The organism is Pseudomonas sp. Mb7 (assembly GCF_054790525.1).
The window spans coordinates 102,830-118,712 of the sequence record NZ_CP186501.1 but is presented as its reverse complement, the minus strand read 5'-3'; the positions used below and the strand labels follow the sequence as shown (position 1 = coordinate 118,712).

The following is a 15,883-nucleotide window of genomic DNA, read 5'->3' as shown; positions in this document are numbered from 1 at the left end:
GCAAGGTCTGAAAGCGGCAAACGCCCGGCCTGACAAAAGCCAGACCGGGCGTTGCGTTTAGAGTCCGGGTGATGCGCCGCACCGTTGAGTACGGCAGCCCATCACGGCTCCTGAAGTGCGCGAGTTAGAGGCTGCGAGCAACCTGAACCTTCTCGAAGACTTCGATCTTGTCGCCGACTTTGACGTCGTTGTAGCTCTTCACGCCGATACCGCATTCCATGCCGGCACGTACTTCGGAAGCGTCATCCTTGAAGCGGCGCAGGGATTCCAGCTCGCCTTCGAAGATAACGATGTCTTCACGCAGTACACGGATCGGACGGTTACGGTGCACAACACCTTCGATCACCATGCAGCCAGCGATCGCGCCAAACTTCGGCGAACGGAACACGTCACGCACTTCGGCCACACCCAGGATGTTCTCGCGAACATCGCTGCCGAGCATGCCGGTCAGGGCTTTCTTGACGTCTTCGATGATGTCGTAGATCACGTTGTAGTAACGCATGTCCAGACCTTCCTGCTCGACGATCTTCCGTGCGCCAGCATCGGCACGCACGTTGAATCCGAACAGTACAGCATTGGAAGCCAGTGCCAGGTTAGCGTCGGACTCGGTGATACCACCGACACCGCCGCCGACGACGCGCACTTGCACTTCGTCGTTGCCCAGGCCATTCAGAGCGCCTTGCAGAGCTTCCAGCGAACCACGGACGTCGGATTTGAGGACGATGTTAAGCGTCTTCTTCTCGGCCTGACCCATGTTTTCGAAGATGTTTTCCAGCTTGCCGGCGTGAGCGCGAGCCAGTTTGACTTCGCGGAACTTGCCTTGACGGAACAGAGCCACTTCGCGGGCTTTCTTCTCGTCAGCAACCACGCTCATCTCGTCGCCAGCGTCTGGAGTACCGTCCAGGCCGAGAATCTCGACAGGGATGGAAGGACCGGCTTCTTTAATTGGCTTGCCGTTCTCGTCGAGCATGGCGCGAACGCGGCCATAGTTCGAACCGACCAGTACCATGTCGCCTTGGCGCAGGGTACCGTCTTGAACCAGAACGGTTGCAACCGGGCCACGACCTTTGTCGAGACGCGATTCAACCACAACACCACGGCCAGGAGCCGATGGAGTCGCTTTCAGTTCAAGCACTTCAGCTTGCAGCAGAACGGCTTCAAGCAGCTCGTCCACGCCAGTACCGACTTTCGCCGACACCGGTACGAACGGCGTATCACCGCCCCACTCTTCAGAAGTCACGCCGTGAACCGACAGTTCGCTACGGATGCGATCGAGATCGGCGCCCGGCTTGTCGATTTTGTTCACTGCAACAACCAGTGGAACGCCAGCCGCTACAGCGTGCTGAACAGCTTCAATGGTCTGCGGCATCACGCCGTCGTCCGCTGCAACCACCAGAATCACGATGTCGGTCGCCTTGGCACCACGGGCACGCATTGCGGTAAACGCGGCGTGACCCGGGGTATCGAGGAAGGTGACCATGCCGCGTTCGGTTTCAACGTGGTACGCACCGATGTGCTGAGTGATACCGCCGGCTTCGCCAGCAGCTACCTTGGCACGACGGATGTAGTCGAGCAGCGAGGTTTTACCGTGGTCAACGTGGCCCATTACGGTCACGACCGGTGCACGGGAGAACGTTTCGCCTTCAAACTTCAGGGACTCGGCCAGGGAATCTTCCAGGGCGGTGTCGCTGACCAGGGTCACTTTGTGGCCCAGCTCTTCAGCAACCAGTTGAGCAGTTTCCTGATCAAGTACCTGGTTGATGGTCGCTGGAGTACCCAGTTTGAACATGAACTTGATGATTTCAGCAGCCTTGACCGACATCTGATTGGCGAGATCGCCAACAGTGATGGTCTCGCCGATCTGCACGTCACGCACGACAGGGCCGGTAGGGCTCTGGAAACCGTGGGCGTTGCGCTTTTTCAGCTTGGCCTTGCCGCGACCACCGCGACGGAAGCCATCGCTTTCTTCGTCGGTAGTGCGTGGCGCCACACGTGGAGCCGGCGCTTTTTCTTTGACCGATGCGCGATGCGGAGCGTTTTTGCGCTCGCCATCACCACCACCGCTGCGACGATTGTTGTCGTCAGCACGTGGTTTGTCCGGACGGCGCTGTTCGTTCTGCTTGTTACGAACTTCAGCAGACGGAGCTGGAGCAGCGGCAACCACCGGCGCGCTTTCGCGAACAGGTTCGGCAGCTGCAGCCGGCGCCGCAACGGCGTCGCTGGTAGCGGTCTGCGCAGCAGCAGGCTGGCGACGCGCTTCTTCTTCGGCGCGCTGCTTGGCTTCTTCTTCAGCCTTCTGACGAGCAGCATTTTCTACTGCGCGACGCTCATCCAGTTCACGCTTGCGTTCGGCTTCGATTTCTTCCGGGCTACGCTGTACGAAAACTTTCTTTTTGCGAACTTCTACGCTGATGCTTTTGCTACCAGCCACACGCAGGGTGCTGGTGGTTTTACGCTGCAGCGTGATCTTGCGTGGTTCTTCCACTTTCGCCTTGTGGCTGCTTTTCAAGTGAGTCAGCAGGGACTGCTTCTCACTGTCAGTCACATTTTCTTCGGCGGCGGTGTGCGGCAGACCTGCCTCACGCATCTGCTGCAACAGGCGCTCTACCGGTGTTTTGACCTCATCGGCCAGTTGTTTCACCGTGACTTGCGTCATGCACTTCTCTCCTCAGGCCGCGCCTAATTACTCGAACCAGTGGGCTCGGGCGGCCATGATCAACTTGCCGGCACGATCATCGTCAATGCCGTCGATGTCGAGCAGGTCGTCAATAGACTGCTCGGCCAGGTCTTCGCGGGTAATTACGCCGCGCACCGCCAGTTCCATCGCCAAATCCTTGTCCATACCCTCAAGCGAGAGCAGGTCTTCGGCCGGATGGGCGTCTGCCAGCTTTTCCTCAGTAGCGATGGCTTTGGTCAACAAACGATCCTTGGCACGAGCGCGAAGCTCGTTGACGATGTCCTCGTCAAAGCCGTCGATGTTGAGCATTTCTTCCAACGGTACGTAGGCAATCTCTTCCAGGCTGGTGAAGCCTTCATCTACCAGCACCTGAGCCAGTTCTTCGTCGACTTCCAGCTCGTCGATGAAGTTGCGCAGGATGTCGCCGGTTTCTGCTTGCTGCTTAGCCTGGATGTCCGATTCGGTCATCACGTTCAGGGTCCAGCCAGTCAACTGGCTCGCCAGACGCACGTTCTGACCACCTCGACCGATGGCCTGAGCCAGATTGTCTGCGCCAACGGCGATGTCCATGGCGTGGGCATCTTCGTCAACGATAATTGCCGCAACCTCAGCCGGGGACATGGCGTTGATCACGAACTGAGCCGGGTTGTCATCCCACAGGACGATATCAACACGCTCACCGCCCAACTCACCCGACACTGCCTGGACGCGCGAACCGCGCATACCGATGCAAGCGCCCTGCGGGTCGATGCGTTTGTCCTTGGAGCGGACGGCGATCTTGGCGCGCGAACCCGGATCACGGGACGCTGCCATTACTTCGATCAGGCCTTCGGCAATTTCCGGCACTTCGATGCGGAACAGCTCGATCAGCATTTCCGGCGCGGTACGCGACAGGATCAGCTGCGGGCCGCGGTTCTCGGTGCGGATTTCCTTGAGCAGCGCACGCAGGCGCACGCCGACACGGAAAGTTTCGCGAGAAATGATGTCTTCACGGGCCAGCAACGCCTCAGCGTTGTTACCCAGATCGACGATCACGTTGTCGCGGGTGACTTTTTTCACGGTGCCGGAGATGATTTCTCCCAGGCGCTCGCGATAGGCGTCGACCACTTGAGCGCGCTCGGCTTCGCGAACTTTCTGCACAATGACCTGCTTGGCAGTCTGTGCAGCGATGCGGCCGAACTCGATGGATTCGATCTTTTCTTCAACGACGTCGCCAACCTTGGCGCCAGGATGCGTTTCAGCAACCTTGGTTGGCCAGGTTTCGATGGCCGGATCGTCGAGATCATTCTCTTCAACGACCGTCCAGCGACGGAAAGTTTCGTAAGAACCGGTGTGGCGGTTAATTTCCACACGCAGGTCTACTTCGTCTTCAAAACGCTTTTTGGTAGCAGTGGCCAGAGCCAGCTCCAGCGCTTCAAAAATTACGCTTGCCGGTACGCCCTTTTCATTGGATACCGACTCAACAACCAGCAGTACTTCTTTGCTCATCGTACGCCTCGCCTTTCGCAAGCCATTGGATCCGCGGGATCCGCGTCTCAGTCAAAACTGGGAATAATGTTGGCCTTGTCGATCATATCGATCGGCAACAGGAACTCATGGTCGTCTACCTGCACCACGACATCCTGTTCTTCTACACCGCGCAGAAGGCCCTGAAAGTTGCGTCGACCTTCAAAAGGCGAGCGCAGCTTGATCTTCACTTGTTCACCGGCAAATTTTGCAAACTGCTCAAGAGTGAACAGTGGGCGCTCCATGCCAGGCGAGGAAACTTCGAGGGTGTATTCAACGGAAATTGGATCTTCAACATCCAGTACACCGCTGATCTGACGGCTGACAATGGCGCAATCGTCCACCAGCACGCCACCCTCTTTATCGATATAAACGCGCAACATCGAGTGACGACCCTGAGCCGAAAACTCGATACCCCAGCATTCATAGCCCAGGGCCACGACCACCGGGGCCAGCAAGGCCTGCAACTCTTCTAGCTTGCTCGACACCTGAACCCCCTAGTGCATGATATGTGCATGCTTTGCAAAATAAAAAAATGGGCTTAACGCCCATCCTTGAAACGCCGTCGAACAGCGGCGTTGAAAGTGTCCAGCTAACAAAAAGCCCCTTAAAAGGGGCTCCTTAAACTGGTTGCGGGGGCCGGATTTGAACCGACGACCTTCGGGTTATGAGCCCGACGAGCTACCAGACTGCTCCACCCCGCGACAAAGCTGGGGCGGAAGTATACGACCGATCCCTTATAGGGTCAATGTAACCTTCCACCTGCAAGAAAGCCCGCAACAGCGGGCTCTCCTGACTAATTGGTACCGAGAAGGGGACTCGAACCCCTACACCCTATGGGCACAACCACCTCAAGGTTGCGTGTCTACCAATTCCACCACCTCGGCAAAACTACGTTTGAAACCCTTCTTACTTCTGCTCTTGAGCTGGAGGTACGTCAGTCGCTGGAGTAGCCGACTTTTGCTCTTGAAGCACCGGGACATCATCAGAAGCCGGTTGTTGTTGCTTAGGTACTTCCAACACTGCTGGATCTGGCAATCCTGCTTGAGTCAGCTGATGAGCCTTCTCTTTAGCAAAGTAACCTAACCCCAAGCTGGTTATGAAGAAACCGGCGGCAAGTATAGCAGTAAACTTACTAAGAAAGGTAGAGGAACCTTGGCTTCCGAACACAGTATTTGAAGCACCTGCTCCGAAAGACGCGCCAGCGTCCGCACCTTTACCCTGCTGCAGCAAAACCAGAGCAACTACGCCCAATGCACCCAGCAGATGAAAAACGACTACGACTGTTTCCAGCATTTTTTCAGTTTCCCGCGGCGCGACAGATCGCACCGAACTCATCTGCATTCAGGGAAGCTCCACCAATGAGCCCCCCATCGATATCCGGCATGCCGAACAGTTCGACCGCATTGGCCGCCTTCACGCTGCCGCCGTATAGAAGCCGCACACCTCGTGCGACTTCAGAATTCTCTGCCGCCAGCTGCTCGCGGATGGCTTTATGCACATCCTGAGCTTGCTGCGGCGTAGCAGTCAGTCCGGTACCAATAGCCCAGACCGGCTCGTAAGCAATGACTGCCTTGGCAAAGGCACCTACACCCAGCTCCTCGATGATGCTGCCCAGCTGACGCCCGACAACCTCAAGAGTTTTTCCAGCTTCGCGTTGCTCCAGGGTTTCCCCTATACACAACACCGGAATCAAGCCACATGCCTGTGCCGCTGCGAACTTGCGATTCAGCATCCCGTCTCGCTCGCCCATTATCTGGCGGCGTTCGGAGTGCCCGACAAGCACAAGGGAACAACCTGCATCCACCAACTGACTCGGCGCAATCTCACCGGTCAATGCACCTTGCATGGATTCCACCGCAGAATTCTGCGCACCGACCGAAATCGATTTGCCTTTCAAGCCATCAATCACTTGATTGATATACAAGCAAGGCGGGAATACCGCGACATCAACACCGCTTGGCAAGGCCAGATGACGAAGGCCGTTGATCAGCTCAGCGACGCTGGCGCGGGTACCGTGCATCTTCCAGTTACCAGCTACCATAGGGCGACGCATGCTGTACCTCGTCGGTCAAAGTGGGCGCAGATGTTACCCAACACAATCATGGCTTGCAAGCCGTATCAGGCAGAAACTTCAGTTACCAGTTTTGCCAGCTCTTCGGCGTAGTTGCGAACCTGGGTTTCGTCCTCGCCTTCGACCATTACGCGCACCAGAGGCTCTGTCCCGGACTTGCGCAAAAGCACGCGCCCGCGCCCCGCCATTGCCTGGGTGACGCGCGCACTGGCCTCCTTGACAGCCGGGTGTTCCAGCGGACTTTCGCCACCACCAAAACGCACATTGATCAGTACCTGAGGGCACTTGCGCAATGCCTGGCGGGTTTGCGCCAAACCTTCATTACGGGTCTTCAGCGCCATCAGCACCTGCAACGCAGCGATGATCGCATCACCGGTCGTGGTGTGATTGAAGCAAACGATATGCCCCGAGTTTTCTCCGCCGACCAGCCAGTTGCGTTCAAGCAACTCGGCTATCACGTAGCGGTCACCCACATTGGCACGAATGAAAGGAATCGAAAGATCCGCCAGCGCGAGTTCCAGCCCCAGATTACTCATCAGGGTACCAACAACGCCGCCCTGCAATTTACCCCGCTCATGCAGATCACGAGCGATGATAAACAGCAATTCGTCACCATCGACGATGGCGCCAGTGTGATCGACCATCAGCACCCGATCACCATCACCATCGAAAGCGATACCCAGGTCGGCATGCTCGGCGAGCACCGCAGCCTGCAACTGACCCATATGGGTCGAGCCGCAGTTTTCATTGATATTCAGACCGTTTGGCTGCGCTGACAGCACAACGACTTCTGCCCCCAACTCGCGGAAGACACTCGGAGCCACCTTATAGGTCGCACCGTGCGCACAGTCGATAACGATCTTGAGACCGGAAAAACTGGTCCCGGTTGGCACACTGCTCTTGCAGAATTCAATGTAGCGACCTGATGCATCGTTGATTCGCGACACTTTGCCGATCTTGCTCGACTCAACCACAGTCATCGGGGTATCGAGCAACTCCTCGATCATCAACTCCAGCTCATCTGGCAGCTTGGTGCCCTTACCGGAGAAAAACTTGATGCCGTTATCGTCATGCGGATTGTGCGAGGCACTGATCACGATACCGGCCTCAGCCTGAAACGTGCGCGACAGATAGGCAATGGCCGGCGTCGGCATAGGACCCAGCAACATCACATCGGCCCCCGCCGATGTCAGACCAGCCTCAAGTGCCGACTCGAACATATAACCGGAAATCCGCGTGTCCTTGCCGACCAGCACCTTGCAAGCGCCCATTTTGCGGAACGCCATGCCGGCAGCCCAGCCGAGCTTGAGCATGAAGTCAGGAGTAATCGGGTATTCACCGACTCGACCACGAATGCCGTCAGTACCAAAGTATTTCTTGCTCATAAGTGCTCCATCATTCTTATTCGGCTGATTCCACGGCTGCGATCATGCGCACCACGTCTACCGTTTCCGCTACATCATGGACGCGCAATATACGCGCCCCCTTCACCGATGCCAGCGCCGCCAGTGCCAGACCACCATGCAGCCGCTCGCCGACAGGACGATTCAAGGCCTGCCCGATCATGCTTTTTCGGGAAACACCGACAAGCAAAGGCCTGCCCAGGGCATGGAGGGCTTCCATGTGCTTGAACAAGCTTAGGTTGTGCTGCAGGGTTTTGGCGAAACCGAAACCCGGGTCAAGAATGATCCGCTCCTCAGGAATACCGGCCGCCGCACATTGCGCCATGCGCTCGGCTAGAAAATCACCGACTTCGCGCGTGACATCCTGATACTGCGGATTGTCCTGCATGTCTCCAGGCTCACCGAGCATATGCATGAGACACACCGGCAAACCCGTAGCCGCCGCCGCATCCAGCGCGCCATCGCGCCGCAGTGACCGCACATCGTTGATCAACCCGGCACCCAATCGTGCGGTTTCGCGCATAACGGCTGGCGTAGAAGTGTCCACCGAAATGATCACATCCAACTCGCGATTGATCAGCTCGACGATCGGCGCCACACGCTCAAGCTCTTCGAGCGGTGACACTGCGCGCGCGCCTGGGCGAGTGGACTCGCCACCGACATCAATCAGCGTCGCACCCGCTGCAACCATAGCCTCGGCGTGGCGCAAAGCCGCATCGAGCTGGCTGTATTGGCCGCCGTCGGAGAAAGAATCAGGGGTGACATTGAGAATACCCATGACATGCGTCTGGGCCAAATCAAGAACCCGGTTGCCGCAAGGCAACCGGGTCAGGGACTGTACAGAAGTCATTTCAAACCTTAAACGTCAGCAGCCGGACCGCCAATCGGTGTTTCCGGACGCTCGTCATGAACCACCGGAGGTGGTGGTGTACCAGTGCCCCCCGACCAGTCACGTGGCTCGCGTGGTGTACGACCCGCCATGATGTCGTCGATCTGTTCAGCATCGATCGTTTCATACTTCATCAACGCATCAGCCATGGCATCAAGCTTGTCACGGTTGTCCGTCAGAATCTGTTTGGCCGTGCCGTAGCACTGATCAATGATGCTGCGCACTTCGGAGTCGATCAGCTTGGCTGTCTCACCGGAGAAGCTGGCAGCTTGACCGCCACCGCCGCGACCGAGGAACACTTCACCCTCTTCTTCGGCGTACATCAACGGACCGAGTTTTTCCGACAGGCCCCACTTGGTGACCATGTTCCGCGCAATCTGACTAGCACGCATAATATCGTTGGAAGCGCCGGTGGTCACACCGTCGAAACCGAGGGTCATTTCCTCAGCGATACGGCCACCGTACAGCGAGCAGATCTGGCTGATCAGCGCACGCTTGGACAGACTGTAACGATCTTCTTCCGGTAGGAACATGGTCACACCCAGCGCACGACCACGTGGAATGATCGACACCTTGTAGACCGGATCATGCTCAGGCACGACGCGACCGACAATGGCGTGCCCAGCTTCGTGATAAGCGGTGTTCTGCTTCTCTTTCTCGGACATGACCATGGATTTGCGCTCGGCGCCCATCATGATCTTGTCTTTGGCCAGTTCGAACTCTTTCATTTCGACGATGCGCTTGCCGCTACGTGCAGCGAACAAAGACGCTTCGTTGACCAGGTTAGCCAGGTCAGCACCGGAGAAGCCCGGAGTACCACGCGCGATAACGGCCGGAGCGACGTCGTCACCCATTGGCACTTTGCGCATGTGTACTTTGAGGATTTGCTCACGACCACGGATATCTGGCAGACCAACGACAACCTGACGGTCGAAACGGCCCGGACGCAGCAGCGCTGGGTCAAGGACGTCTGGGCGGTTGGTCGCAGCGATAACAATGATGCCATCGTTCATTTCGAAGCCGTCCATCTCAACCAGCAATTGGTTGAGGGTCTGCTCACGCTCATCGTGACCACCACCCATGCCGGCGCCACGATGGCGACCGACGGCGTCGATTTCGTCGATAAAGATGATGCAAGGAGCATGCTTCTTGGCCTGCTCGAACATGTCGCGAACACGGCTGGCACCGACACCGACGAACATCTCGACGAAGTCAGAACCGGAAATGGTGAAGAACGGAACCTTGGCTTCACCAGCAATCGCCTTGGCCAGCAAGGTTTTACCGGTACCCGGAGGACCGACCATCAGCACACCGCGAGGAATACGACCGCCCAAGCGCTGGAATTTGCCCGGGTCACGGAGGAATTCAACCAGCTCGCCGACTTCTTCCTTGGCTTCGTCGCAACCGGCAACGTCAGCCAATGTGGTTTTCACCTGATCTTCGGAGAGCAGGCGCGCCTTGCTCTTGCCGAAGCTCATCGGTCCGCCCTTGCCGCCGGCACCGCCCTGCATCTGGCGCATGAAGAACATGAACACCGCGATGATCACCAGGATCGGGAAGCTGGCCACCAGCAACTGAGTCCAGATACTTTGCTGCTCAGGCTGCTTGCCTTCAACCACAACGTGGTTGTCGACCAGGTCGCCGATCAGACCATTGTCCTGGATTGCCGGACGAATGGTCTTGAAGCTATCGCCATCATTGCGCTTGCCGGTAATCACATAACCATCAACGGCTACGCGCTCGACCTTGCCATCCTTGACCTGCTGGATGAAGTCGGAATAGTTGAGGGTCTGCGGCTCGTTAGGGCTGGAGAAGTTGTTCATCACCGTCACCAGGACAGCCGCGATGATCAACCACAGGATCAGATTCTTTGCCATATCGTTCAATTAACTACCCTCTGAAGCAAGCTCCGCTACTGGCGCGCGCTTCGCATGATATTCACCGGCCTAACTTACTACATTACCTACAACTCTGGCAGGCGCCGTCTGTAACCCTTTGTGAAACACTTTCTACACAATATTCGTTAATGCTCGCCGGGCGAAATACTAAAAACCTATCACCCTGCACAAAAACCTCGTTTTACTCGCTACGCCCGCGATAACCCCAAGCCAGCATGTATTGCTCGCGGGAGCTGCCACGAGAGGAGTCCGGCTTGATCATCTGGATCTTGTCGAACTTCTTGCGAGCATCCTTCAGGTAAACATCAAACCCTTCGCCCTGAAAAATCTTGATCACGAAATTACCGCCCGGCTTGAGGATCCGTTCGGCCAGATCAAGCGCCAGCTCGCAAAGAAACATGGCTTTGGGCATATCCACTTCAGGCGTACCACTCATATTGGGGGCCATATCGGAAATCACAAGGTCCACCTGCGAATTACCCACGGCTTCTAGAATCCGCCCGAGCACTTCGTCCTCGGTGAAATCGCCCTGAATGAAAGTCACGTCCGGAATGCTGTCCATTTCCAGGATGTCCGAGGCGATCAGACGTCCCTGACCACCGATCAGCCGGCTAGTCACCTGCGACCAGCCACCGGGCGCCGCACCCAGGTCGACAACGCTCATACCGGGACGGATCAGCTTGTATTTCTCCTGGATCTCCAGAAGTTTGTAACTCGCACGCGAGCGGTAGCCATCCTTCTGTGCTTGCTTGACATAGGGATCGTTGACATGTCGTTTCAGCCAACCAAGGCTTGTCTTGGAACGCGCCATTGGGCACCTCGATGATTAGGGTCGTGATTAATTGGGCGGATCCACGAGCCCTCGGGTAAAATGGCCGCCATTTTACAGAATCCAGACGAAAGGGTCAGATTATGCCGCTCACTCCAGAGCAGAAGAAACAGTACAAATCCATTGGCCACCACCTGAAACCGGTTTTGACGGTGGCTGACAACGGTTTGACTGAAGGTGTTTTAGCCGAACTTGAACGCGCTTTGGCGGACCACGAGCTGATCAAGATCAAGCTCAACATCCTCGATCGCGAGTCGCGCCTGGCGCATATCGCAGAACTGTGCAAGGTCGGCAAAGCGGACCTGGTACAGGTCATCGGCAAGATGGCACTGGTTTACCGCAAGAACTTCAGCGTCAACAAGCAGCTGTCGAACGTTCATCGCTTCAAGTGATGACAAGGGTCAAGGGTGTGCTTCGCGCACCCTGCCACTCCATCCCGGCACCGGCTGCATCACCAGCACCAGCCCGGAAAAGCCCAGAACCAGATAACTGAAGACCTGCCAGCGCTGCGCATCCGGCCAGCCGACACGCACTGCGACAAACATCGCACACGCATACAACGCCATCAGCAACACCTGCCCGCGAAAATCCCGCCATAGACTGGCAAGACCCTCAGCTTGAACCAGCACCAGCGCCTGAAAGATCACGCATGCGGCGGCGAATCCCACCACCAGCACTTCGAATGCACTGGCCACCTCATCGATCAGCAGCGGTGCCAGGCCAATCTTGCCCAACGCCGGCTGCAAACCGAGATGAATCAGCCATAGACCGCCAACCCAAAGCATCTGGGTCAGCTGCCAAAGCATGGCGCCCGCATGCAGCGGGCGCCCTTTTTCAGATGTGACGGACTTCGACAATCTCGTACTCGATCACGCCGCTTGGCGTTTTCACGGCGACCACATCGCCCTCTTCCTTGCCAATCAAGGCACGGGCCAAAGGCGAGCCGACCGAAATCTTGCCAAGTTTGAAGTCAGCCTCATCCTCACCCACGATGTGGTAAGTGACGCTTTCGTCAGTCTCGACGTTGGCGATTTCGACGGTGGTACCGAAAATCACTTTGCCAGTATGCGGAATGGTCGTGACATCGATGATGACCTGATTCTGAATCCGGCCTTCGATATCACGAATCCGCGCCTCGACCATGCCTTGCTGTTCGCGGGCAGCATGGTATTCAGCGTTTTCCTTCAAGTCACCCAACTCGCGAGCCGTACCAATGTCCTGGCTGAGCTTCGGACGGACGACCTTGGTCAGGTGAGCGTGTTCTTCTTCCAGGGCTTTGGCGCCCTGGACGGTCATTGGGTATTTGATCATGCCTTCAATCCTGCGTGTAGATCCTGCAAGCGGCGCACGGTTTTTTCAGGACCGAACTTCAGCGCTTCACAGATAGCTTCGCCAGCAGCAATAGTGGTTGTGCAGTAAATCTTGTGCTGCAAGGCATTACGACGAATGGAGTACGAATCAGCGATCGACTGACGACCTTCAGTGGTGTTGATGATCAGGGTGACTTCGTCATTCTTGATCATGTCGACCACGTGCGGACGACCCTCGGTCACTTTGTTCACACGGCGCACTTTCAGACCTGCGGCCTCGATCAGCTTGGCAGTGCCGGCAGTGGCTACCACTTCGAAGCCCAAGTTGATCAGATCGCGGGCCACGCCTGCAACCAGTGGCTTGTCGTCGTCACGCACACTGATGAATGCAGTGCCGCCGGTCGGCAGCACTTCGCTGGCGCCCATCTGGGCTTTGGCGAATGCTTCACCGAAGGTGTCGCCGACGCCCATCACTTCACCGGTCGACTTCATCTCTGGGCCGAGAATCGGGTCAACGCCAGGGAACTTGGCGAACGGGAACACCGCCTCTTTCACGCTGTAGAAGTTCGGGATGATTTCTTTGGTGAAGCCAATTTCTTTCAGGGTCTTACCGGCCATCACGCGGGCAGCGATCATCGCCAGGGAGACACCGATGCACTTCGACACGAACGGTACGGTACGGGAAGCGCGCGGGTTGACTTCGATGACGTAGATGTCTTCGCCTTGCAGCGCCAACTGCACGTTCATCAGGCCGACAACGCCCAGTTCCAGAGCCATTTTCTTGACCTGTTCGCGCATCTCGTCCTGGATGTGCGCCGGCAGCGAGTACGGCGGCAGCGAGCACGCTGAGTCACCGGAGTGAACGCCAGCCTGTTCGATGTGCTGCATGATCGCGCCGATCACCACATCTTTGCCGTCACAGACCGCATCCACGTCCATTTCGATGGCGCAGTTGAGGAAGTGGTCGAGCAGCACAGGGCTGTCGTTGGACACTTGCACCGCGTCACGCAGGTAACGCTTGAGCTCGTCTTCCTTGTAGACGATTTCCATCGCACGGCCGCCCAGTACATAAGACGGGCGCACCACCAGCGGATAACCGATCTTCGCGGCAGCACGAACAGCTTCGTCTTCGCTGCGCACGGTGGCGTTTGGCGGCTGACGCAGGTTCAGGCGCTCAACCATTTGCTGGAAACGCTCACGGTCTTCAGCGCGGTCGATGGCGTCCGGGCTGGTGCCGATGATCGGCACGCCAGCGGCTTCCAGGGCACGAGCCAGTTTCAGCGGAGTCTGACCGCCGTACTGGACGATCACGCCTTTCGGCTTCTCGACGCGGCAGATTTCCAGCACGTCTTCCAGAGTTACCGGTTCGAAGTACAGACGGTCGGAAGTGTCGTAGTCGGTGGAAACGGTTTCCGGGTTGCAGTTGACCATGATGGTTTCGTAGCCGTCTTCGCGCAGGGCGAGAGCAGCGTGAACGCAGCAGTAGTCGAACTCGATGCCCTGGCCGATACGGTTCGGACCACCGCCCAGAATCATGATCTTGTCGCGACCCGACGGCGCAGCTTCGCACTCTTCCTCGTAGGTGGAGTAGAGGTAAGCGGTGTCAGTGGCGAACTCGGCGGCGCAGGTGTCAACGCGCTTGTAGACCGGGAACACTTCCAGCTTCTGGCGATGAGTGCGCAGGTTCTTCTCGGTCACGCCCAACAGTTTGGCCAGACGCTGATCGGAGAAGCCTTTACGCTTGAGCTTGAACATCAGGTCGCGGTCGATAGCGGACAGACCGAGGGTCTTGACCTTCTCTTCTTCCTTGATCAGATCTTCGATCTGCACCAGGAACCACGGGTCGATCATGTTCATGCCGAAGATGTCTTCGACCGACAGGCCAGCGCGGAAAGCGTCTGCCACGTACCAGATACGCTCGGCGCCCGGCACGGTCAGTTCGCGCTTGAGCACGCTCATGCTTTCCGGGTTGCTCAGGTCGAGCTTCTCGTCCAGACCGCAAACGCCGACTTCCAGACCGCGCAGGGCTTTCTGCAGGGATTCCTGGAAGGTACGGCCGATGGCCATGACTTCACCAACCGACTTCATTTGCGTGGTCAGGCGTGCGTCAGCCTTGGCGAACTTCTCGAAGGCGAAGCGTGGCAACTTGGTGACGACGTAGTCGATCGACGGCTCGAAGGACGCCGGGGTCTTGCCGCCGGTGATGTCGTTCGACAGTTCGTCGAGGGTGTAACCCACAGCCAGTTTGGCCGCGACTTTGGCGATCGGGAAACCGGTGGCTTTCGAAGCCAGTGCAGAGGAACGCGATACGCGCGGGTTCATTTCGATCACGACCATACGGCCAGTGTTCGGGCAGATACCGAATTGCACGTTGGAACCGCCAGTCTCGACGCCGATCTCGCGCAGTACCGCCAGGGAGGCGTTACGCAGGATCTGGTATTCCTTGTCGGTCAGGGTTTGTGCTGGAGCAACGGTGATCGAGTCACCGGTGTGCACGCCCATCGGGTCGAAGTTTTCGATCGAGCAGACGATGATGCAGTTGTCCTTTTTGTCGCGGACAACTTCCATTTCATATTCTTTCCAGCCGATCAGCGATTCGTCGATCAGCAGCTCTTTGGTCGGCGACAGGTCCAGACCACGGGCGCAGATTTCTTCGAACTCTTCACGGTTGTACGCGATACCGCCACCGGTGCCGCCCATGGTGAAGGACGGACGGATGATGCACGGGAAACCCAGGGTTTCGAGAACCGCGTTGGCTTCTTCCATGCTGTGGGCGATACCGGAACGCGGGCACGCCAGGCCGATGGACTTCATCGCCTTGTCGAAACGCGAGCGGTCTTCAGCCTTGTCGATAGTGTCGGCGTTGGCGCCGATCATTTCTACGCCGAACTTCTCCAGAACGCCTTCGCGCTCCAGATCCAGGGCGCAGTTCAGAGCAGTCTGGCCGCCCATGGTTGGCAGCACCGCGTCCGGGCGTTCTTTTTCGATGATCTTGGCAACGGTCTGCCACTTGATCGGCTCGATGTAGGTCGCGTCGGCCATGTCCGGGTCGGTCATGATGGTGGCCGGGTTGGAGTTCACCAGGATGACGCGGTAACCCTCTTCGCGCAGGGCTTTACAGGCCTGGGCGCCGGAGTAGTCGAATTCGCAGGCCTGGCCGATAACGATCGGGCCAGCGCCGAGAATCAGGATGCTTTTAATGTCTGTACGTTTTGGCATGGGTTTGTCACTCAAATCCGCAGGTCAGTCGGCAAGCCGTCTTGATCGATTTCTGAAGTCCCGAGGGGGCCGCCGGTG

At 57.4% G+C, this 15,883-nt stretch carries 13 protein-coding genes and 2 tRNA genes; 1 reads left to right on the top strand and 14 read right to left on the bottom strand.

From position 1 onward, the window contains the following. Window positions 1-124: 124 nt before the first annotated feature. The 11 genes from infB to rlmE all read right to left on the bottom strand — a co-directional run bounded on the left by infB (window position 125) and on the right by rlmE (window position 11,258). Entirely contained in the window at window positions 125-2,656 is a 2,532-nt protein-coding gene (gene infB / locus ACOYXH_RS00495) for a translation initiation factor IF-2 (RefSeq protein ID WP_095049713.1), read from the bottom strand. A 27-nt stretch (window positions 2,657-2,683) separates the two neighbouring features. Then, on the bottom strand, window positions 2,684-4,165 hold the full coding sequence (gene nusA / locus ACOYXH_RS00490; RefSeq protein WP_093435760.1) for a transcription termination factor NusA: 1,482 nt from the start codon (window positions 4,163-4,165) through the stop codon (window positions 2,684-2,686). A gap of 47 nt (window positions 4,166-4,212) precedes the next feature. Next, window positions 4,213-4,671 (bottom strand): ribosome maturation factor RimP, encoded by a 459-nt coding sequence (rimP, locus tag ACOYXH_RS00485; protein ID WP_007915250.1) that lies wholly within the window; start codon window positions 4,669-4,671, stop codon window positions 4,213-4,215. A 139-nt stretch (window positions 4,672-4,810) separates the two neighbouring features. Continuing rightward, window positions 4,811-4,887: transfer RNA gene (locus ACOYXH_RS00480), tRNA-Met, on the bottom strand. A 97-nt stretch (window positions 4,888-4,984) separates the two neighbouring features. Then, a tRNA-Leu gene (locus ACOYXH_RS00475) sits at window positions 4,985-5,070 on the bottom strand. A gap of 22 nt (window positions 5,071-5,092) precedes the next feature. Further along, window positions 5,093-5,479 (bottom strand): preprotein translocase subunit SecG, encoded by a 387-nt coding sequence (secG, locus tag ACOYXH_RS00470; protein ID WP_027610782.1) that lies wholly within the window; start codon window positions 5,477-5,479, stop codon window positions 5,093-5,095. A gap of 4 nt (window positions 5,480-5,483) precedes the next feature. Further along, on the bottom strand, window positions 5,484-6,239 hold the full coding sequence (tpiA, locus tag ACOYXH_RS00465) for a triose-phosphate isomerase (RefSeq protein WP_016986498.1): 756 nt from the start codon (window positions 6,237-6,239) through the stop codon (window positions 5,484-5,486). Between the two features lie 65 nt (window positions 6,240-6,304). Then, window positions 6,305-7,642 carry a phosphoglucosamine mutase gene (gene glmM, locus ACOYXH_RS00460; RefSeq protein ID WP_064119464.1) on the bottom strand — a complete coding sequence of 446 codons (1,338 nt, stop codon included), beginning with the start codon at window positions 7,640-7,642 and terminating at the stop codon, window positions 6,305-6,307. A gap of 16 nt (window positions 7,643-7,658) precedes the next feature. After that, window positions 7,659-8,510 (bottom strand): dihydropteroate synthase, encoded by an 852-nt coding sequence (folP, locus tag ACOYXH_RS00455; protein WP_095049712.1) that lies wholly within the window; start codon window positions 8,508-8,510, stop codon window positions 7,659-7,661. Window positions 8,511-8,518: 8 nt separating this feature from the next. Beyond that, on the bottom strand, window positions 8,519-10,426 hold the full coding sequence (gene ftsH / locus ACOYXH_RS00450; RefSeq protein ID WP_095049711.1) for an ATP-dependent zinc metalloprotease FtsH: 1,908 nt from the start codon (window positions 10,424-10,426) through the stop codon (window positions 8,519-8,521). 202 nt (window positions 10,427-10,628) lie between these two features. Beyond that, the gene (gene rlmE, locus ACOYXH_RS00445; RefSeq protein WP_007915237.1) at window positions 10,629-11,258 is read right to left on the bottom strand and encodes a 23S rRNA (uridine(2552)-2'-O)-methyltransferase RlmE; all 630 of its coding nucleotides are present in this window, start codon (window positions 11,256-11,258) and stop codon (window positions 10,629-10,631) included. Between the two features lie 101 nt (window positions 11,259-11,359). Between rlmE and ACOYXH_RS00440 the strand changes: the two genes are divergently transcribed. After that, a complete protein-coding gene (locus ACOYXH_RS00440) occupies window positions 11,360-11,668 on the top strand; it encodes a YhbY family RNA-binding protein (RefSeq protein ID WP_003221534.1) in 309 nt (102 codons plus the stop codon). A gap of 9 nt (window positions 11,669-11,677) precedes the next feature. Here ACOYXH_RS00440 and ACOYXH_RS00435 read toward each other — a convergent pair whose 3' ends face one another. The 3 genes from ACOYXH_RS00435 to carB are packed head-to-tail and all read right to left on the bottom strand — an operon-like array spanning window position 11,678 to window position 15,805. After that, the gene (locus ACOYXH_RS00435) at window positions 11,678-12,082 is read right to left on the bottom strand and encodes an MFS transporter (protein WP_095049710.1); all 405 of its coding nucleotides are present in this window, start codon (window positions 12,080-12,082) and stop codon (window positions 11,678-11,680) included. Between the two features lie 28 nt (window positions 12,083-12,110). Beyond that, window positions 12,111-12,587 carry a transcription elongation factor GreA gene (gene greA, locus ACOYXH_RS00430; protein ID WP_003221530.1) on the bottom strand — a complete coding sequence of 159 codons (477 nt, stop codon included), beginning with the start codon at window positions 12,585-12,587 and terminating at the stop codon, window positions 12,111-12,113. Continuing rightward, window positions 12,584-15,805, bottom strand: a complete 3,222-nt coding sequence (gene carB / locus ACOYXH_RS00425) for a carbamoyl-phosphate synthase large subunit (RefSeq protein ID WP_007915231.1) — start codon at window positions 15,803-15,805, stop codon at window positions 12,584-12,586. The genes greA and carB overlap by 4 nt, the downstream gene beginning before the upstream one ends. Window positions 15,806-15,883: the final 78 nt, after the last annotated feature.